The organism is Streptomyces sp. NBC_00443, assembly GCF_036014175.1.
GTDB lineage: Bacteria > Actinomycetota > Actinomycetes > Streptomycetales > Streptomycetaceae > Streptomyces.
On the sequence record NZ_CP107917.1, the window covers coordinates 2,809,137 to 2,829,465 of the forward strand.

The 20,329-nt window shown below is 73.3% G+C and carries 12 protein-coding genes; 1 reads left to right on the forward strand and 11 read right to left on the reverse strand.

Translation table 11 applies throughout. The features are described 5' to 3' along the window. Positions 1-10: 10 nt before the first annotated feature. The 10 genes from OHO27_RS12350 to OHO27_RS12395 all read right to left on the reverse strand — a co-directional run bounded on the left by OHO27_RS12350 (position 11) and on the right by OHO27_RS12395 (position 18,166). Positions 11-1,957 (reverse strand): hypothetical protein, encoded by a 1,947-nt coding sequence (locus tag OHO27_RS12350; RefSeq protein ID WP_328423194.1) that lies wholly within the window; start codon positions 1,955-1,957, stop codon positions 11-13. Then, positions 1,954-3,354 (reverse strand): hypothetical protein, encoded by a 1,401-nt coding sequence (locus tag OHO27_RS12355; RefSeq protein WP_328423196.1) that lies wholly within the window; start codon positions 3,352-3,354, stop codon positions 1,954-1,956. The genes OHO27_RS12350 and OHO27_RS12355 overlap by 4 nt, the downstream gene beginning before the upstream one ends. Continuing rightward, complete coding sequence (locus OHO27_RS12360; RefSeq protein ID WP_328423198.1) at positions 3,288-4,103, reverse strand: hypothetical protein; 816 nt, start codon at positions 4,101-4,103, stop codon at positions 3,288-3,290. The genes OHO27_RS12355 and OHO27_RS12360 overlap by 67 nt, the downstream gene beginning before the upstream one ends. Positions 4,104-4,173: 70 nt before the next feature. After that, entirely contained in the window at positions 4,174-4,881 is a 708-nt protein-coding gene (locus tag OHO27_RS12365; protein WP_328423200.1) for a hypothetical protein, read from the reverse strand. 20 nt (positions 4,882-4,901) lie between these two features. Next, complete coding sequence (locus tag OHO27_RS12370) at positions 4,902-6,941, reverse strand: hypothetical protein (RefSeq protein WP_328423202.1); 2,040 nt, start codon at positions 6,939-6,941, stop codon at positions 4,902-4,904. After that, positions 6,938-10,666 carry a tubulin-like doman-containing protein gene (locus OHO27_RS12375; RefSeq protein ID WP_328423204.1) on the reverse strand — a complete coding sequence of 1,243 codons (3,729 nt, stop codon included), beginning with the start codon at positions 10,664-10,666 and terminating at the stop codon, positions 6,938-6,940. The genes OHO27_RS12370 and OHO27_RS12375 overlap by 4 nt, the downstream gene beginning before the upstream one ends. Positions 10,667-10,735: 69 nt before the next feature. Then, complete coding sequence (locus OHO27_RS12380) at positions 10,736-13,006, reverse strand: VWA domain-containing protein (RefSeq protein ID WP_328423206.1); 2,271 nt, start codon at positions 13,004-13,006, stop codon at positions 10,736-10,738. A 178-nt stretch (positions 13,007-13,184) separates the two neighbouring features. Beyond that, entirely contained in the window at positions 13,185-13,580 is a 396-nt protein-coding gene (locus OHO27_RS12385; RefSeq protein ID WP_328423208.1) for a Pycsar system effector family protein, read from the reverse strand. 151 nt (positions 13,581-13,731) lie between these two features. Then, a complete protein-coding gene (locus OHO27_RS12390; RefSeq protein WP_328423210.1) occupies positions 13,732-15,369 on the reverse strand; it encodes a hypothetical protein in 1,638 nt (545 codons plus the stop codon). Beyond that, complete coding sequence (locus OHO27_RS12395) at positions 15,362-18,166, reverse strand: hypothetical protein (protein ID WP_328423212.1); 2,805 nt, start codon at positions 18,164-18,166, stop codon at positions 15,362-15,364. Before OHO27_RS12395 ends, OHO27_RS12390 begins: the two co-directional genes overlap by 8 nt. A 49-nt stretch (positions 18,167-18,215) precedes the next feature. On the opposite strand from OHO27_RS12395, the gene OHO27_RS12400 reads away from it, so the two are divergent. Continuing rightward, the gene (locus tag OHO27_RS12400; protein ID WP_328423214.1) at positions 18,216-18,425 is read left to right on the forward strand and encodes a hypothetical protein; all 210 of its coding nucleotides are present in this window, start codon (positions 18,216-18,218) and stop codon (positions 18,423-18,425) included. A 904-nt stretch (positions 18,426-19,329) separates the two neighbouring features. Here OHO27_RS12400 and OHO27_RS12405 read toward each other — a convergent pair. After that, a complete protein-coding gene (locus tag OHO27_RS12405; protein ID WP_328423216.1) occupies positions 19,330-20,052 on the reverse strand; it encodes a Crp/Fnr family transcriptional regulator in 723 nt (240 codons plus the stop codon). Positions 20,053-20,329 lie beyond the last annotated feature (277 nt).

Genomic DNA, 20,329 nt, shown 5'->3' on the forward strand with positions numbered 1-20,329 from the left:
TGACAGGGTGCTAGACGAAGAGCATCAGAGCGACCCCCAGTAGTACGGCGATCACGACGAGGCTGCTGCCGATGAAGCAGCCCGGGTTGTTCATCAGGTCGGAGATCCGTGCCGTGACGGTGAGCGGCGCCGGCGAGAAGGCGGATGGCTGTACGGGTTCCGGGGGCGCCAGGGGCACCGTCGTGGGACGGGGCAGGGCGGGTGCGGGCGGCGGCCCCTCGCTGCGGCTCATGGCATCGCGCAGGAGCTGGCTCCACAGCACCGGAGGCAGGTCCGGGATCTTGCCGTTCGCCGGTTCGATGATGCTCTGCCGGAGCCAGTTGCCCGTGGTGGGGTGGGGGTCCCGGCTCATGCGGTACAGCAGTTCCTGCAGATCGCGCAGATAGCGTTCGTCGCGGGCCAGCGGGGCGACGGCCCAGGTGAAGAGGTCGGCCGAGAGGTCGATCATGGCCTTCCTCGACGGGTGTTCCCCGTTCGCCGTCTGCGGGGTGAAGTACAGGTTTCTTTGCAGCACCTCGGCGCACAGCTCGTGTCGCAGGTCCGGGTGCCGCACGTCGACACGGTCCGGCCTGCCCAGCTCGTTCAGCAGCAGTTCCACCGAGTCCCGCGGCAGTTGCCCGGAACGCAGTTCGCCGAGGAGCACCTCGTCGGCCCGCGTGCGCAGGTCCGCCATCAGGACGCTGCGCCGGCTCCCGTCCCCGCGCCGGTACTCGCGCAGGTCCCGGCGCAGGGCGGGGGGTGCCGACGGTGGAGCGGGTGCGAGTGCCGGGCTCGCATACGGTTTTCCGTACGGTTCCGGAGGGGGCTCGGTGTACGGCTCCGGGCGGGGCTGCGCGTACGGCTCGGCGTAAGCGTCCGCGTAGTGCTCGGCGTAAGCCTCCGCGTAGTGCTCGGCGTACGGGTCCGGGTAAGGCGCTGCGTACGGCTCCGGGGCGACGGTGGCCCGGCCGGCGGCCGGTGTCGCGGGCCTCGCGGGGTCCCGATCCCGATCCGGATCCCGCGTTCGCCTCGCTTCCCGATCCCGATCCGGCTCCTGCTCGCGCTCCTCCCCCAGGATTCTCCAGAGCCGGTCACGGCGTCGTTCCCAGTCCAGGGCCGCGCCGTCGGGGAGTTCCTCGACGAGCTGCGGTACGCCGGGAGCCGCCTCCCGGTGCGCGAGGAGGTAGTCCACCAGCCGGGCCGCCGCCTTGTGTTCGAAGCGTGGCTTGCCGTGCGGGCGGCCCATGACCCTGGCGAGCGGGCCGGAGCCGCCCGTGTCCGGCTCCCAGCGCGGGACGGCCATCAGCCGCAGCGCGTGGGTGTCGACGGAGTCGCAGGTGGCGAACGTCCACTCCTGCCCCGGCCAGCGCCCGAACAGCAGGTAGAGCCCGAGATAGACCAGCGGTACGGCGTCCCGGTCCGGCCAGTCGCGCGGGGTCTCCTCCTCCAGGAGCAGCGACACCCGCTGCGTGGGATCGCGCAGCAACTCCGCGGTGGTGAGGATCAGCGCGTGCGCGACCTTCGGCAGCCGCTCCAGCATCTCCGGCAGCCGCTTGTGGGCGAGGTCGTCGAGTCTCGCGGGGTCGATCTCGGGCAGGCGACCCGATGCCTGCTCGGCCTTCTCCTGCTTGCGCCCGCCGCGGTACGCCAGCCCCAGGCACTCCCGGACCCCGAGGGTGCCGCGGTCGCCGATGAGGACATGGCTGACCGTGCTGGGCCGGCCGCCCCGGTCGGTGGTGGGCCAGCGCTGGACGAGCAGGACGTCACCGTCGCGGGACACGGTGCGCACGACGCTGGGCCGCGCCGCCGCCGCGCCGGACACCCACAGCAACGGGCCCAGTTCCCGGCCGAGTTCCTCGGCGCGCTCGGGTTCGCAGGAGTGTGCGACGGCGTTCATGCCGGTGCCCTGGCGGCCGTGGTTGCCGTCCCAGCGGAAGACGGCCTGGTGCACCGGGCCCCGGCCCTGGAAGTCGCTCACCGATGTTCCCCTCCCTCGGATCCCTCGGGCTCCTCGGGCCCTTCAGACCTCTCGAATCCTGCGGACGTCGCCTCGAATCTCCCGGCTTCGTCCCACGGCACCGCCTCCAGCGCGGGCGCCTCGCCCACGGCCAACGCCTCGGCGCCGCCAGGCACCTGGATCAGCCCGTGCATCGCCAGCAGCGCGACGAGCGGCTCCAGCACCCGCCGGGGCCCCGCGCCCGCCGGATAGCGGCCCTGGTCCTCCTGGCCGCCGGTGGCGGAGGCGACGTGCAGGGTGCAGCGGCGGATCGCGTCGAAGGGACGCAGCCACGCCTGGCCGGCGTGCCGGCGCAGCAGCCCGTGCACGTCCCGGCTCTCCTCACGCATCAGTTCCGGGTCGAGGGAGGTGGCCGGCGGGCGGTTCAGCCATCGGTCGACGGGCGACTGGAACCTGAGGAGGTCGGCCTTGCCGAGCACCATCGCGGCCGGCACGTCCACGTACGGGCCGTTCTTGGGCAGCCGGTCCAGGACGGTGCCGAAGGCGAGGTCGCCGTCCCGGTTCACCTCGACTCCCCAGCGTTCCCTGGCGTGGTCCAGCTGCGGCAGCGGAAGGGCCAGCGCCGGGTCGACGACGAAGACCAGGGCGTCGACGCCCAGCAGGAACCGCAGCGCCGCGTCGGTGCGTACGAGGTCCTCGCCACCGAGGTCGAAGAAGGCAACCGGGCGCACCTGCCCGCGGGCGTCGGTGATCAGCAGGGACTCCACGAAGCGGGCGAAGTCGTCCAGGCCGAGCGCGGCCGTGTGGTCGAGGACCTTGCCGTTGCGCAACGGCTGAACCCGTTCCCGTACGAACCGGGCGTGCTGCTCCGGGTTGACGGACTGCCACTTCAGGCCGTACGGCTCCAGCCCGCCGTCGGTGATGGCCGCGATCATCTGGGTCAGCAGATGGCTCTTGCCGGTGGAGGACTGGCCGACCATCGCGACGGTCAGCGGGCGACCGTACGTCATATAGGGCACCGGGATGAAGTGCTCGGGGAAGTCCGGGTCCGCCGTGCACTTCTGGACGGCGCCGCGCATGATGTCGGTCCGCCGCACGGGGCTGGTGATGCCCGCGAGATCCAGCGGCTGGTACTGCATGCGGCTGTCGGTGACGAACAGCTTGGCGAGGTCGAGCTGGATGGTCTCCAGGCAGTACGGGCACAGCACTTCGCCGTCGCCACGCACCGCGCCCTCGCTCCGCCCGGCCGGTGCCCCGCGCTTGAGGCGCAGCGCCTCCTCGAACGCCTCGTGGTGCGGGCGCGTCTCGTCGGGCGGCACCGCGAGCCGGACGCGGCGGGCGGCGCCCGGCTTCACCAGGTCGAGCACTTGGGCGGGCGTCGGCCGGTCGGCCGCCCGCGGCGCGAAGGCGTCCCGCAAGGTCCGGTCGAGCCTGCGGTGTTCGGCGAGGTCGGGGGCGTCCGGTCGGCCGGTCCGGGCCGTCCGGTCACCAGCTGGTAGAGCACCTGGGCCGCGCTCCACACCGCGTCCCGGGAGTCGGCCGGCCCCTCGCCCCGTCGCTGCTCCGGCGCGCAGAACGGTGTCCGGCCCCACGGGCGCCTGGGCCGCCCGGTCCGGGTCACCGACTCCAGCCCCCACAGCTGCACCTTGGCGCCGTCCCAGCGCACGGAGTTGGGGGAGATGTCACGCGGCACCAGCCCCTGGCCCTCCAGCAGGCACAGGGCCAGCATCAGATCCCTGGTGAAGACGTCCTGGTCGGTCGCGGACATCACGTGGATCCGTGCGACGGGGGTGCCGCGCGGCGGGTCGTACAGCAGGAACGGCTCGGCCGTGTCCAGCTCGTAGCCGACGATCCTCGGGAAGAGCGCCGCGAACTCCGTGTCGCCCAGCAGTTGTTGCAGGTGGAGGGCGGTGCCGGCCTCCGTGTCCAGCAGGGCGCGCGCTGCGGGGTTCGCCGCGTCCTTGGCGCTCAGGCGCACCTGCACGCACTGCTGTCGCTCGTCGTCGAGCCTCGCCTTGCGGATCAGCTGGGGCAGCGGCCGGTCGCGGCGGACCTCCCGGCCCACGCGGACCGGGGTGACCCGGCGCCGCCCCGAGGGCACGGTGAACGCGAGCTTGTCCGGCGGCGGACCGCCCGGTCCCTGCGGGGGATACGGGATGCTGCTCACCGGCGGTCCTTTCGTTCGTACATGAGCACCGGGGTGTGCGGGTGCACCCGGGCGGGGTGCGGAAGACGGGTCACCAGGGGTCGCCGTCCGTGTCGGGCCAGTCGTACGACTCCGTCCGGTCGTGGGAACCGGTCCGCTCGTGGCGGTTCACCGGCTCGGCCCGGTCGGTGCGGTCGGTGCGGTCGGACCGGTCATAGGGGTTCACCGGCTCGTCCCGGTCGTACGCGTTCGTCGTGCCGTACGTCGCCGGCGCGTCGTCCGTGTCCAGTACCGCGTCGCTGTCGGTCCCGTCGGGCTCGGCGCCGTGCCGGGGGCGGACGGTGTGCACCACGCCGATGCGCAGCGGGGTGAGCCGTACCAGGCCGGCGTAGCGTCCCGAGGACGTCCACAGGACCTCGTCCGGGTGGACCGAGCCGCTCGAACGCCAGGCCTTCTCGACCTCGTCGCGTACGGCCCTGGGGGCGAACCTGAGCCACACCGCGGCCGCAGGATCGCGGCTGAGCAGTGCGCCCTGTTCGGGCGAGGACAGCTGCACGACGGCCTGCCGGTCGGCCTCGGCGCCGACCAGGTCGGCCGGTCCGTGCGGGTCGGTGCCGAGGAGGCCGGCCGAGGTGGCGCGGACGCGGCGGGCGGCGGCGAACGGAGGCGGGGCCAGAACGCCGTTGTGCTGGAGGTGATGACGGGCCGTCGACAGCAGTGCGCGGACCCGTTCCTCGGTGCGCCGGACGGCGAGGGTGCCGGCCTGGCCGCGTTCGACGGCACCCCAGTAGGGCTTCATCGCCTCCAGGGCCGCGTCCGTCAGATCGGCCGACAGGGTGGCGACCAGCTCGGGCCCGCCCTCCCCGCTCTCCCGGTCCAGCCAGCGCGGAACCCCCTTGGAGCGGTCCCTCGACGGGGCGGCGTGACTCCGCTCCGGACCCGTCTCGTTCCCCTTCTCCTGCGCGGGCTCCTCCCACGACGGACCGTCGTCCCAGGCGTACACGCTCGCCCAGTCGCTCTCACCGTCGTCGGACCCGGCACCGGCGTCGTCCGGTCCGAGGTCCAGGTCGTCGGAGAGCCAGTCGTCGTCGGCAGGTGTGCGGGCGCCGGGTACGTCGAAGCCGCCGGGCACCCCGGCCGCCGCGAGCCGCGCCGGCTCGGGCACCGCCTCGGCCTGAGCCGCTGCCGCCGTCGCCCGCAGCATGCCGGCGACGGAACGGGCGGCGTCGGCGCAGTACAGGCGCTCCCCGACGGCCCAGTGCTCCCGGACCGCCTCGGCCAGCAGGGCGTCGAGCCCGTCAAGTGCCCGGCGCAGTACGGCAGTTGTCTGGCCCGGCGCCCAGTCGGCGGCCGCCGCCCGCCAGAGCCGGCGTACCGTCTCCAGCGCGACGCCGAGGGCCAGCAGCAGCCCGATCGTGCCGAGCCAGACCGGGGTTCGGTGGCGTACGACACCCCGGCCCCGACCGCCGCGCCGCCGATCGCCGCGACCCTGGGGGCGACGGCCCAGCGGCCGGGGCGTCCCGCACCGCGCAGCCGGGCCGCCCCGAGCATCGCCATGCCGACGAACAGCAGCGGCACGACGACTGCCAGGGCGAGCCACGGCCCCCACCACAGCGCACCGAGCAGGCCCGCCCAGGCCGCCGCCAACGGCCCGGCCACCGGGAGGCCGGCGGCCGCGGCGGCCGCCGTCCCCGTCTGCCGGGCCACCGCCTCGGCGGAGTACGGGGCGAGCCTCGGCAGCAGCGCCGTACCCGGCAGTGGCTCGGCGCGCCCGGCCAGGCCGGTGAAACGCTGCGCCACCGACCGCAGGGCGAGCCCCTGGCCCAGCAGTTTCTGGGCGAACTCCTTCAGCCCCTCGCCGATCCGCTCGCCCATGCCCTCGGCCGACGGCACCCGCAGTCCGAGGGCCGCGAGCCGGGTCGCCGACTCGGCGGCGGACGTTGCCGTGCCGCCGCCGCGCAGGGCTGTGGTGACGAGATCCCGGTAGTTGTCCAGTGCCTGGCGTGCCTGGTCGACGTCCGCCTCGAAGGCCTCCCGGCGCGAGGCGCGCAGCAGCCCGGGCAGGGTCCGCAGCCCGGCCAGCGCGTCCTCGGCGTGGTCGAGGGCGTCTACGCAGGCGCGGTGGGCATCGTCCGCCACTCCGCCGGGCTCCCGGTGTCCCAGGTCCTGGCCGCCCCTGCCCACCACCAGGCGGCGCAGCGGCTCCGGCAGGTCGGCGCCGGAGGAGGCGGTCAGCAGGACGTCCGGGTCGAGTTCGGTGTCCTCACCGGCGAACCGGGTGAGCGCGTCGCGCCATGCCCGGTCGCGCACCTCCGGCGGCAGGTCCTGCTCCAGCAGCCGTACGCCGGGCGCGGCGACGGCCTCGGGCAGCGACTGGATGCCGTGCAGCACGCTGAGGTAGACGTCCGGGACCGACAGCACGTCGACCAGAGCCGCCAGCGCGTCCGGGTCGTCGGCCGCGGGCTGCTCCAGCGCGGTGCGGGCGGAGCGCAGATCGCCGGCCCACAGCAGCGCACTGCCGGGCGCCCGCAGCACCGAGGGGCGCAGCAGCCGGCGGTCGGGCTGGAAGCCGCCTTCCTCGCCCGCGAACGAGCCCGGCGCGCTGCCGACCAGCAGCACCAGGAGCCTGACCTCGCCCACGGCCCGGTAGCCGGTGACGAGTTCGTACTGCGGCCGGTGATCGGTCAGCCCGGCCGGGCTGTCGACCACCAGGAACAGCGGATCGTCGGGTTCGGGCAGCCCGGCCCGGCCCAACTCCTGGGCGACCCTGGCCCGCAGCGCCGACGGGCTGTGCAGTGCGGCCGCCCCGGCCCGCAGGTCGAGATGGATGACGGCACCGAAGTCCTGCGGCACGCTCACAGCACGTCACCGTCCCAGGAGCCGCCGCGCCGGGCGGAGTCGTCGTCCCACGGCGCCGGAGGCAGGTCGTCACGGTCCCGGGCAGTGGTCCGGGAGCCGTACTCCTCACCACGCTCGCGCCGCCGGGCGCCCGGTCCGTCACGGTCCTCGTCGTCCCGCCGGTCGTCGCCGCCGGTCTCGTCGAAGTCGCCGCGTGCGCCGCGACGACCCCCGCCGCCGCCCCCGCCCCCGTCACCGTCACCGTCACCGTCACCGTCACCGTCACCGTCACGAGGCTCACCCCAGAAGTCCCGCTCCTCGCCCGGTTCTTCACGACGGCGCCCGCTGCCGGGCCGGTCGTAGTCGTCGTAGCCCTCATGACGGCTGTCGCCGCGTTCACCGCCGTACGGCCCGTCCTGGTCGCCGTACCGGCCCCCACCCCGCGAGCCCCGCGCGTCGGCGTTCTCATCCCGGTCGCCCTGATCGCGTCGATGGGTGCCGAGGGAGTCGAAGGAGTCGACCGGGGCGGTGCCGAAGTCGTCGTCCTGGGGACGGCGGCGGGGTTCCGCGAGGCCGTCCGGGGTGCGGGGGCGGGTCGAGGTGCCGCCTCGGACGTGTTCCAGCAGGGTGCGCAGGGTCGGCTGGACGGCACGCTGGTCGCCGAACTCGGTGTCCAGGGCGGCCGGGAGGGTCTCCGCCCAGAACTCCCACAGCGGCCGCACCCAGCCCTCGACCCGCTCGCCGCCCTGTTCGCGGCGGTCCGCGAGCAGCTCCAGCTGGCGCGGGGCGATCTTCTCCACGAGGTCGGTGAAGAGGGGGTGCGGTTCGCTGCCGGTCCGGGCGAGGCCCGACGGCTGGGCCCCCATCAGCTCACGGCAGTAGTCCTCGACGGTCCGCTCGTCGTCGAGGACCGTCCAGCGTTCGTACGCGCGCAGCAGTTCGGCCCAGCTGGACACACCGCCGGGGTAGTCCCCGAGCCGCAGCCGCACGCCGGGGACCTGGGCGCCCTTCTCGGGGAACAGCCGCAGCCGTACCCGCTCCGGCGACGCGGGGTCGCCGTCCACCACGTCGACCTGGCCGTTCCACATGCAGCACAGCAGCCGGTGCATGATGACGCGCCGGTCCTCCTCGCTGCTCACCATCCAGCTGTCCCGGAAGCCGAGCCGCTGCCGCCACCGCAGGACGTCCTGGGCCTGCTCGGAGTCCTTCGCGCGGGCCCACTGGCGCAGCACCTTGCGGGCCTCGGGCACCTGGGTGAGGCTCATCTCGCTGCGGAAGAGGACCACGGTGACGGAGTCGCTCTCCACGCCCCGGTACTCCACGGAGTTCTTCGCGTCCGTGGGCAGCCGCAGTGTCTTGCCAAGGTATTCCTGCACCTCTTCCACGGCCTGCACCCGCGGATGGGTCACCAGCACCCGCAGCAGGCCTGTGCCTTCCGGGGTGAACCCGACCGGCAGCAATCCGGCGAGCTTGCGGCCGAAGAGGTCGAGGGCCTCCTTGCTGACCTGTTCGGTGGCGTCCGCGTCGCCCGCCGCGGCGGCCAGCAGCATGCCCATCGACGGCAGCAGCGGCCGCTCCTCCAGGTGCGCGCCGCTCTCGGCGAACAGCCGGGCGATCCGGGCCTCCAGCTGCCCCTTGACCCGCGCAACCGAGCCCTCCGGGTCGCGCCGGCTGAGCGTGTGGACCTGACGCCAGGTGTCGCCGTCGACCAGCTTGAGCAGCAGCGCGGCCTCGTCGTCGTTCTCCCGCAGCCCCTCGCGGCGGATCAACCGGGTGACGACGTCCTCGTAGAAGTGGTTCAGGGTGCGCTGCGGCGGCAGCAGATACGAGATCCCGGTGCGGTCCTCGTACAGTTCGCGGCCCTTCTGCTCGGCGGTCTTGCGCTCCTGGTCGCTGTGCGTGCGGAAGGCGTTCACCAGGCGCACGATGTCGGCGCCGGCCGCGTCCGCGTGGGGCTGCCAGTGCTGTTGCTGCTCCCGCCAGGCCTCGTGCCACACCGTGCGGCAGCGCCACTGGTACCAGGCGTCCTGTTCCTGGATGGCCGCCTGGACGTCGTCGTCACCCCAGCGGGCCGGTGCCAGACCGCCCAACTGGCCCTTGATCCGGGGGATCTTGGGCGGCTGCTCCTTCACGCCGGGCGGGCGCTGCGGGGTGCGGGCGCGGTTGTCCAGCATGCCGAGGAAGCCGAGCCGGGCGATCGGCTCGTCGCTATCGGGGACGCCCCTGACGACGCGTTCGGCGAGGAAGGGGTCCACGCTCTGCAGCAGTTTGTCGATGGCGGGGCGCGGCGCGAACCGGTCGGCCATGGCGGTGGCCGCGCGGTCGGCCTCGGCCCGCAGGTCGGACAGCAGCCGCTGCATGTCCGCGACGCGCTCGCCCAGCGCCTGCTCGATGTTCTTGCCGCCGCGGGGCAGCGGATCGGGCTCGGGCACCGGCAACTGCCTTCGCTCCCAGAGCTCTTCGAGGTGGGAGTCGGCGAACAGCTCCCGGATCATCGGCACCGCCCCGTCCCGCAGGGCGGCCCGTGGCCGCGCCACGAGGTCGGTGACCGCGAGCCGCAGCAGCCGCCCGGCCACCAGATCGGCGAGCTGGTCCATCGGCGCGGTCATGGACGCCACCAGGCTGGTGGAGACGCCCTGCCGGCCGATGCCGGTCGGGGACACGGCGCTGCGCTGCACGCCCCGGTTGATGAAGCTCGCGGCGAAGGTCGTGAAGTCGTCGTCGGAGGCCTGCTTGCGGCCCTGCGCGCGGCCGTCGCCCAGTTCGGTGCCGATCAGCGACATCACCAGGGAGACGATGGAGCGGCGCAGGTCGTCGGCGCGGATGCCGGCGGTCGGGCTGAACAGGAACGCCGTGGGCAGGATGCCGGTGCGCAGCCGGATCGGCATCATGCCCGGGTAGCGGATGCCGAGGCCGACCTCGTGGTCGAGATCGCCGATCTCGGCGCCCTCCGACGGCGCGTTCTGCGTGTCGACCAGCCGGAACAGGTCGACCAGCGCGCGGGCCGCGTTGAGTTCGGCCTCTCTTCCGCCACCGGTGGCGGCGGAGAACGACGAGGGCATCACGACCAGCGGGTAGATCTTCACGCCGTCGAAGCGGCGCATCTGGAAGGCGTGGTTGATCAGGTGCAGATAGTCCAGGAAGATCCCGGCGCCGGTGCCGCCGGCCACCGAGAAGGCCACGAAGACGTCGCAGCCGTTGACCTTGCCGCCGCCGAGCTCGCTCAGCTCGCCCGCCGCCCTGGCCATCGAGTCGATCGCCTGCAGCAGCGGCTCCAGGACGGGGGCCAGGCTGTGCCTCAGGGTGGCGAACAGGGCGGCGCGGCCGACAGTGGGCAGCTGGCCCGCGCCCGCGTGCAGCGGGGTGACCTTCGGTTCGTCGATGCGCGGCGGCAGCCAGTCGCCGACCTCGTCGCGCAGAACGGCCCGGAGCATCTTGGTGACTTCGGGTGAGGCGTCGAAGTTCGGCAGCAGGTTGTGGGTGGCCCGGGAGGTCCGGGCGTACGCCGCCCGCAGGGACTGGTCCACATTGAACTGCGGCAGCCGGTGCAGGTCGCTCTCGCTGTAGTCCGCGTACACGAACTGCAGGCAGTCGGGCAGTTGGAAGGGGGCGTGGCCGCTCTGCCGGCTCAGCGCCATGCCGTCGGGGCCGCACAGTTCGGCGCGCAGTCTGCGTTCCAGTTCGGCGCCGACCAGTCCCCCGGTGCCGCCCAGGCCGACGAAGAGCATCGGCTGGAAGATCTTCATGGGTTTCCTCCCCGCTCTACGGCCGACGCGGCCGCAGGTTCGTGCTGGGTACGTCCGTGGATGTGCGGGTCACAGGTACGAGGTGAAGGCGCTGTCGTTGCCGCCGTCGCCGGGGCCGGTCGAGGAGCCGGCGCCGACGGTGGCCCCCGCGGTGGGTGGCCGACGGCGGTTGCCGCGGCCCGGCCGGGTGTCCTCGCCCAGGGCGAGGCTCAGCGTGTCGGTCAGCTGGACCTGGCCGCCGGTGGTCAGCGCGGTGCGGCCGGCGCCCTTGGTGCGCAGCACCGCTCCGCCCTCACGGCTGCGCTGCACGGCGTACTGGCCGTGCGGGCGCCGCTCGATGCGCGGGCTGCGATGGGCTTCGACGACGGCGAACTCGTACCAGTGCTTGCTGTTGCCGTGGCCCGCCGGGTGCTCGTTGAGGACGCGGCCGTCCTCCGACACCAGTTGCAGCATCAGGCCGTAGGGGTCCTTGCGCCGGTTGCGCAGCTGCCGCCAGGCGACCAGGGCCGCGCCGGCGAGGGCGATCAGGACGGCGGCGGACACGAACGCCCACCAGTACTTCTCCCAGATCCCGGGCTCCGGCACGACCCGCACCGACAGCGGTGACCGTACGAGGGTGCGGTCGCCGTCGGTGGTGTCGACAGCGGTGACGGTGCCGGCGAGCTTCAGCCCGTCGTCGCCGAGGCGGTCGCCGAAGACGTCCACGGGAGCGACCTCGACGTGCACCTCGCGGGTGCCGGACTCGCCGGGCTTCAGCGTGATCTCGGCGGGCTTGACGGTGAGCAGCCCGGACCGGAGGTCGGCCACGGACAGCCGCAGGGTGTGCGGGGTGTCGGTGGTGTTGTGGACGGCGAGGGTGCCGGTGACGGTGGCGCCGGGGTGGGTCTCGGCGGCGGGCAGTTCGAGCGCGGCGGTGACGGGCAGCTCGCCGGGCGCGACCGTGCTGCCCTCGCTGCGGGTGTCGGCGCTGAGCCCGGAGGCCGTCAGGGTGGCGCTCACTTTCAGCGCCCCGTCGGCGTCCTTCGGGATCGTCACGGTGCCGGTGAAGGAGCCGTCGCTCGCCTTCGGGTCGGTCCCCTTGCCGCCGTCGGCGAGGTCGAGTGCCAGCGGGGAGAAGCCGTCCCCGGTCAACTCGCTGCGTACGCGCAGCCCCTCGTAGTCGCGCGGGTCCTTGATCTCGTAGCCCTCACGCGTCTGCAGCCGCATGGTCACGGTGACCTTCTCGCCGGCCTGCGGCGAGGGCGGGTCCATGGTGATGGCGCCGCGCAGTTCGCCCTGCCACAGCACGCTGACGGCGACGGGCAGCGAGCGATGTCCCTCCGGCGCCTCGGCCTTCACCTTCCAGGTGCCGGGCAACGGGTCGACGATCTTCAGCGCCTCGACGGGTCCGGTGCCGCCGGCCAGCTCGAAGCGGGACTTCTTGTACGTCCCCGAGGTGGGGACCTTGTCGCCGCTGGGGTCGATGTAGCTGATCTCGACCTCGGGGTCGCCCTTGTCGACGACGATGCTGCCCACGGTCGCCAGCGGGGAGATGCCGATCTCCAGGGTGGCCGGGGGCCGTTTGCTGGGGCCCTCCTCGTGGCGCAGGCAGTGGGCCGCGGCGAAGATCCGCTCCAGTGTGGGGCCGACGTCCTTGGCCCCGTTGACCTTGTGGGCCTTCGGGGTGGCGGAGGGCAGTTCGACGCAGCCCTTCTGATAGCCGCCGGCGGCGATCTGGTCGAGCTGCGCCTTGTCCGGGTCGGGGCCGAAGCCCAGGGGCCAGATCTGGACGTTCTGTGCGGCGGCGTCCTTCAGCGCCAGCTCCAACTGCCGTTCGCCCTCGGCCTGGCGGTGCGAGGGATCGCCGTACTTGGGGCTGTCCTTGACGTCCATCTTCCCGTCGGTCAGCAGGAACAGCACCCGGGGCTGGGAGGCGTCGGAGCCGTCGGTCAGGTCGTGCACGCCCTGCCGGATGGCGCTCGGGAGGTCGGTGCCGGTGCCCTCGCTCTCCTTGCGGCTGCGCAGCTTGCCGACGCAACTGCCGATCGTCTCGCGGCCCGCCGCGTCCAGCGCGGTGCGCGGGCAGACCGGGTCCACCGCGCGCTGGTCGGCGTTCTCGGCCGCGGCGAAGCCGAAGACCGTGACATGCGAGGACGAGGACACGTCGCCCAGCGCGATGCGCGCGGCGGCGGCCTTCTCGGCTTTCATGTCCTCGGGCGCGAGGCTGGCCGACTCGTCCACGGCCACCGCGTAGTTGACCGCCGGGAACGCCGGTTCGGAGTCCGCCGCGGGCACCGGATCCTGACCGGCCGGCGCCAGCAGGGACGCGAACACCGCGGTGGCGCCCAGCAGCGAGACCATGGCGCGGCGCGCCCGGCCCCTTCGTGATTGCCGTCTTCCCGTGACTCTTTCCACGGCCGTCCCCTGATTCTCGGAGAGTCTCTGCTCTGCGTCGCGTTGGTTGCTTGGGGTGCTTGCGTTGGTTGCTTGGGGTGCTTGCGTTGATTGCGGTGCGTGCCTTGTGCCGGCCGGTCGCGCGTCAGCGCGCGGTCAGCCCCCAGACCACGGCCAGTGCCGCCGAGGGGGCGAGCGAGGCCACTCCCCAGCGGATGGCGCGGTACTTGGCGGTGAGGATCGAGCTGACGTCCACGGCCTGGACGAGCAGCCATGCGGCCGGATCGCGCCCTGCCTCGGCGACCCGGGCGGACAGCTCCGCAAGGTCGCGGGCGGCCACCAGATCGCCGAAGTACGTCACCTCGTCCCGGCCGCGGACCGTGCCGGTGCGCGGCATCAGCGCCCCGACCAGCGCGGACACCGCGACAGCCCAGAGCACCCCGGAGAGGACCAGCGTCACGTCGGCGAACCCGTCCCACCTCGGGGTGCCGTGCCAGCCGACCAGGAACGCGGGCAGCGCGAGCGTCCCCGACAGCAGCACGGCCGCTTTGGAGTCGGCCCGGCCGACGTCCTCCCGGACGCTGTTCAGCAGCCGTTCCGCGATGTGCTCCCCGCCCGGTCGTGGCAGTGCCGACCCCCGTCCGGCACGGGCACGACCGGGTCGGGGGAGGTGCGTGCCGCCCCGTCGGCGCTCATCGGTCCTCTTCCGCCCAGGACCAGCCGTCGTCCTCGGCACGTCGGCGTCGGCGCGGCGGCTCCCGGTCGTCGTCCACCGGGTAGAGGTCGGGCCGGTGGGTCTGGCGCCGGGCGGCCCGGGTGCGCGGGTCGTCGTATTCGGGTTCGTCCTGCGGGTAGTAGGGCTCCGGCCGGTAGGCCTGCCGGGACGTGCGGGAGCGCGGGTCGTCGTCCTGGGGGTCCGCTGCCGGGTACGGCTCGGGCCGGTAGGTCCGCTGCCTTGCCGGTACGCGCGGCTCGTCGTAGTCGGCGTCGTCGCGCGGGGAGTAGGGCTCGGGCTGGTACGACGGGCGCCGCGCGGGGACGCGCCGGTCGTCGTGGTCGCGGTCGTCCGGATAGGGGTCGGGCCGGTGAGTTCGGCGCCGGCCCGGGTCGCGCCCGTCGTCGTGAACGCGGTCGTCCGCCGGGTAGGGGTCCGGCCGGTGGCTCGCGCGCCGGGTGCGGGTGTCCGGTGTGTCGTAGTCGGCGTCGTAGTCGGCTTCGTAGCCGGCGTCGTAGCCGGCCTCGCCTCCCCGGTACGGCTCCGCCCGGTCGGGGCCTCGCCGGTCGGGTCCCCGCCGGCCGGCGCCTCGGCCGTCGGACCGCCGGTCGGGCTCGCCCCGCGAGGGCTCGGCCCGTGCAGGGCGCCGTCTGGGCGGCTCGTGCGACGCCCAGTCCGGGTTGAACGGGCGGCCGGAGGACGCCTCCAGCTCCCGCGGCCGACGGGCCGGCACGGTTCCGATGGGCCCCACCATGGGCCGTCCGTCGCCCTGGTTCAGCAGGTTCAGGACCTGCGTCTCCACGTCCACGGTGGCGAGTTCGCCCCGCTGGGCCATGGTGAACAGCCGGGCGACCCGGTCCTTCTCGTCCTGCCTGCCCTCCTGGCGGATCTTCTCCAGGAAGTCCTTGGCCCCCTCGGGGTCGGCCGCGAGCATGAAGCTGAGCTGCTCCAGCTCCCCGCCCTGCAACATGCGCCGGTACGACTCCTGACGCAGCCGGATCACCTTGGCCTGGGCGTGCGCGTCCCGTTCCTCGTCGGCGTGCTCGATGGTCCGGTCGTCCACGCGCAGCCGGACGTACAGCCGTACCCGCAGGCCGAGTTCGGAGCCCAGGTCGGCCCAGCGGCCGCCCGCGCACTCGCGTGTGATGGCGCGGTTGGCCTGTTCGGCCTCGGTGACCCGGTAGGTGGTGGTGACCTCACGCAGCCGTTCCAGCACCGGGGCGGTGAGCCGGTTGGCGACGTCGGTGACGACCTCCAGGGCGGCCAGGTGCGGGTCGGTCACGGCCCACTGGATGTCCACCTCGGCCTTGAAGAAGGTGGTGCCGCCGGCGGCCGGGAGTTCCATCTGGAGCGGCGTCACATAGGTGCCGAGCGCGATCTCGCACATGCTGTGCGTCCGGGCCAGCACCGGCCTGTCGACATGCTGGACCCCGGAGGCCCTCTTCACCGTGTAGCCGCCGTTCCGGTAGAACTGCACCAGCGCCGATCGGGGGCTCACCTTGGGGAACCCGTCCGTCAGCGTGTTGAAGTCCCGAAGGAACGGACCCGCGGGCCCCGCGGGGTCGGCGCCGACCGCCTCGTCCCCGTCGAGCGCCTCGTCCTCGTTCTCAGCCATGCCTCTCCTCCTCGCGGGTCCTGTCCCGGCGCGACCGGTCCTGTCGCGGCCACTCCTGACGCGGCCTTTCCGGGCCCGGCCGGTGCGGACCCGGCCACTCCTGACGCCGCCGGTCCTGGCGCGGCCCGTCCTGCCTCGCCCGCTCTTCCGGCGCGACGGCGAGCCACCACAGGTCGCGTGCGTCCGCGTCGGGAAGCGGCTTCTCCGGGTCGCTCATCATTCGGCGCAGCAGCCAGTCCAGCCGCCGCCGGTCGTGCTCCTCGGTCGCCAGCGCGGGCAGCAGCTCCGCCAGCCCGGGCCGGGTCCACTCGGTGCCGTCCTTGCGCACGGCCGACCGCAGCAGTTCCTCCAGCGCGTCCACCGCCACGTCCTTCGACCGCGCCGTGTTCAGCGCGGTCCACATCAAGTCGGCCATCGGCTCGACGAGTTCGGGCCGGATGGCGGCGAGGGCGAGCGCGACCGGCCAGTCCCCGCGGTCCGCCCAGGGGGAATCGCTGTCGTCCCCCAGGGAGTCGGGGTCCATCAGCAGCTCGTCGACGGTGGTCAGCGCCAGCCGGACGGTGGCCGCGAGCCCCAGGTCCTGGTACGGCTCGCGCTTGTGGTGGGTCCACTCGGCCATCCGTGCCAGCACCTCGGCGGCGTCCGGCAGCACCAGCAGCCGTACGACGTTGTGGGAGGCGACCGTGACCAGTTCCCCCTCGTCACGGACCCCGATGCGGGCCAGGGCGTCCAGGGTGTCGTCCATGGTGGCCGCGGCGTTGCCGTAGCCGAGCGCCCAGGCCGCGCTCCAGCGCTGCGACGGGGTGCCCTTCTTGCTCCAGTCGCCGATCAGCCGGTGCACGGCCTTGCGGTGCGAGGCGTGGCCGGCCGCCTGGTCCAGCGTGGTGGCCGCGAAGATCAGCCGGCGGTTCGTGGTCGCCTCGGCGAGCGGGCGGATCAGTTCCGTGTAGCCGTGGTCGAAGTCCCGTACGCACAGCTCCCCGGCGGCGACGGCGGCACGCATCCACACCTGGTCGCGCGGGTCGTCCGCCAGCAGCCGCAGCCAGCGCACCACCGGCGCCCGGACCGGGAAGTGCCGGTCCCACAGCTCGGTGAGCACCGCGGACGGCAAGGCGGAACCCCGGTACCAGATCAGCCGGGCCGGCACCTCGTGCCCGTCCACCTCGACCTTGCCGTCCGTGAGTTCGGCGCGCGAGAGCGCCCGGTCGGCCTCCGGGTCGTCGCAGAACAGCGGGCGGGCCGGGGTGTTGTCCGGGTCCGACTGCACGGACAGTTCCCAGGTCAGCAGGTGCGCGGCGGCGGCCACGGCGCTGTGCGAGGCCCCGCCGAGGACGGCGAGCGCGATCCGGAACGCCACCGGGTGGAACAGCGTCGCCGTACCCGCCCGTCCCGGGTTCCGGTCCCCGCGCTCCGCCTCGGCCGGCCGGGCCGTCAGCGCCCGGTCCACGCCGGCGAACCACTCCTGGGCCTGTACGGCGGCCAGGCTCCGGCAGCCGTCCAGCAACGCCTCGCGGGAGATGTCCCCCAGCACATGCCCGGCCAGCAGCGATGCGAGCAACTCGGCCTCGGCGGGCCGCAGGTCCTTCAGCCCGACGGCGTCCTTGACCTCCTCCCGGTCCGCGAGCCGCTCGGCGCGGGCCAGCAGGTCGGCGGGCGCGGTGTCGTCCTCCCCGGCTCCGGCGGCGTGCTCCTCCAACCGCTCCCGCAGCCGGGTCGCCAGGAGTTCCTCGGTCGGCGCGGGCGGGCAGATCATGCCGTACCGCCCGGCCAGCAGCGGATTCGCCGCCGACCCGACCGTCACGACGATCACCGCGAAGGCCTCGCAGCGGGCCAGGGCTGCAGCGAGCTCGTCGAGGTCCATCTCGTCCGGTGGCAGTGCTCCGGGCCGGGTGAGGGACAGCTCCAGCAGATACCCGACGCCGGGCCGCGCCTCCTCGCCCTCACCGCCCCGCGACTCGTCCAGCGACGCGGCCAACTGCCGTACACCGCCGTCCGGATCGACCCTGAGCACCCGGGAGCCGGCCGGGGGCTCCGCGTCCGGGCCGGTGCCGGTGCCGCTCGCCGCGGAGGTGGTGACCTCGTCGAGGAGCGACAGCGCGGTACTGGTACGTCCGGTACCGGGCGCGGCACCGAGGACGAGCAGCCGCTGGGCGCGGAGCGCGGTGCGCAGCCGGACGTATCCCTCCGGCTCGACGTGGGCACGGCGGAGCCTGCGCAGTTCGTCCTCGGGCACGGGTCCGCTGCGCATGCCCGCGCCGAACTGGCGGGCGCCGAGCCGCAGGTTGATGTCGCCGATGTGGGCGCTGTTGAAGTACGAGCGGTCGAAGCGGTGCAGGTCCCGTCCGACGTCGAACAGCAGCCGGGTGGCCCGGCGGGTGCGTGCGGCGGCGGCGAGGTCGGTGGGCCCGTCCTCGCCCTGGTCCTCGGCGAGGGGGTCGCGGGTGTACGCCTTGAACCGCCCGGCGGCGCGCTCCCGTTCCTTCTCCCGCTCGTCCTCCTCGTCGTCCGCCCCGTCCTCGGCGGACTTCTCGTCGTCGTCCTCGCCCTCGTCGTCCCGGTCCTTGTCGTCCCGGGCCTGCTTCTTGCCGTCCTTGGCCTGCTTCTTGTCGTCGCCGGACTTCCTGTCGCCGGACTTCCTGTCGCCGGACTTCCTGTCCCCGGCCTTCCTGTCCCCGGACCTCTTGTCGTCGGACCTCTTGTCGTCGGCCTTCTTGTCGTCGGCGTCGGACGACCGGCCGCCGGCCGGCTTCTCGGGGGCGTCGTCGGCCGCGCCGCCCGCCTGCTCGTCGTCGCTCACCCGGCTCAGCCCCTCCCTGCTCGGCGTCGCGGCCGGTGTTCCGGCCGATGTGCACGTTGCCCTGGTACTCGTTGTCGTGGTGCTGGGACATGTCGCCGATGACGTTGTAGTGAATGCCGACGCCACCGGGCCGATGACCGGACATGCCGTCGCCGACGACCTCGAACTCGTCGTTGTCGTCGAACTCCTCGGCGTCGTCGAACTCGTCACCGTCGACGGCGTGCAGGGGGCCGCCGACGCCGGCGGACGACGACGGTGAAAGTGACGGCGAAGGTGAAGGCGAAGGCGGTGCAGGCGCGGGCTGCGGGATCACCGGAGCGGTCCGCCCGGGCAGATGGAACCAGGCGGTGACCTCGCCCTCCTTCAGCTCCAGCCGGGCCGGCGAGTAGTGCGCGGGCTCGATGAACTTGCCGCCGGCGCCGACCACGTCGTCGTACAGGGACTGGGACGTGACCAGCACCAGGTCGGCCTTCTCCGTGTCGAGCAGCCCGCGGGCGACGGAGGAGTCCGCCAGCCGGCAGGCGAGGTCGACGGCGCGTCCGCTGATGCCCCGGCCGTCATGCCGGACGGGTCCGACATGCATGCCGATACGCAGCCCGAGGGGCACGGCCAGGCCACGGTTCTCGTCCCGGAGCTTCTCGTGCACCTCGATCAGCCACAGGCCGAGCAGCCGGCTCGCCGCGATCCGGCCCGGCACCGACAGCAGCACGCCGTCGCCGCGGTCCTCCAGGTGTACGGCGTCCCGGGCCACCTTGGCGTGGGTGAACCCCGTCTCCAGCACACGGTAGATGCGCTCGCGCATCCGCACCTTGTCGACGTCGTCGTAGGCGCCGGAACGTCTGGCGTCGACGCTGATCACCAGCTCGTAGTGCGCTTCGGTGATGTCCAGAGCGTCGTGGTTCACCCGTGCCCCCTGCATGTTCCGTCCTTGCCGAAGAGTGGTTCGTCGTGCCGAAGAAGTGGTTCGTCGTGCCGAAGGGAGGTGGTTCGTCGTGCCGAAGAGAGGTCCGTTCGCCCCGGCGAAGAGGTCGTTCATCCCGCCGGGGAAGTGGTTCGTCCCGGCGAAGGCGTCGTCCGTCCTGCCGGAGAAACGCTCCGTCCCTTCAGCGTCGGGCCGGGGAGGAGTGGCGTCTGTAGCCGTTTACACACGGCGGGGCGCGGGTTTACTCCTGATGACCGTCCGCGAGCAGGGCCAGCAGGGCGGGGTCGAGGATCTCGACCATCCGGTTGCCGGTACGGACGATGTGCTGCGTGCGCAGGAGGCGCAGGGCCTTGGCGACGGCTTCCCGGGTGGCGCCTATGGTGGCGGCCAGCTCATCCTGGGCCAGGTGCACGACGGGGCCGGAGGCCGAGGGGTCACTCGAAGGACCCGATCCGGAGGGGGTGTAGGGGCCGGCGGGTTCGGCTCCCGAGAGTTCGATGAGCCGGCTGGCCAGGCGCTGGAGCACGGTGAGCGAGGCGAGCGCGGACCGCTCCTGGTCGGCGCTGCGCAGGCGGAAGGTGAGCTGACGTATCACCAGGCCGCTGACCCTGGGATGCAGGGCGAGGAAACGGCGAAACGCATCCCCGGATATGACCTGGGCCTCTATGGCGCCCAGTGCGCGCACGGTGGCGCTGCGGGGATGCGGGTCCAGCGCGGCCATCTCCCCGAGGAGTTCACCCGGGCCGCGCAGGCCGAGTATGAGCCGGGTGGCCCCACGGTCCGTCACCACGGACACCGTCACCCACCCCCGAATGATGATCACGACATGACTGGACCGGTCGCCCTCCGTCAGGAGGTGGGCGTCGGCCGGGAAGTTTTTCCGGCTGCCGAGGGCCATGACGCTCTCGCGCTCCTGAGCAGTCAGAGCGCGAGCGAACGCCAGCTCATTGCCGAGCAGTCCCATGGCCGGTCCCCCGCCGCATTCCGGACGCCTGGATTTTCGATGGGTGTTGATGCTGGCAGAGCGACGCTCCGGCTCGAGTGAATTGCGCCACACCGGGGGTACTGACCGGTACTTGAGGAATGCCAGGTAGATCACCCTGCCCTCGATATCCGCGCCCCACCCCACTCAGGGGGCGCACATCACAGAGCGTGCGCCCCCCGTCTGCGCTTTTGGGAATGACCTTGAGGTCAAACCCGGCGCACGAACGATCGTCAACCTCAGGGCCGATAATCGGCCG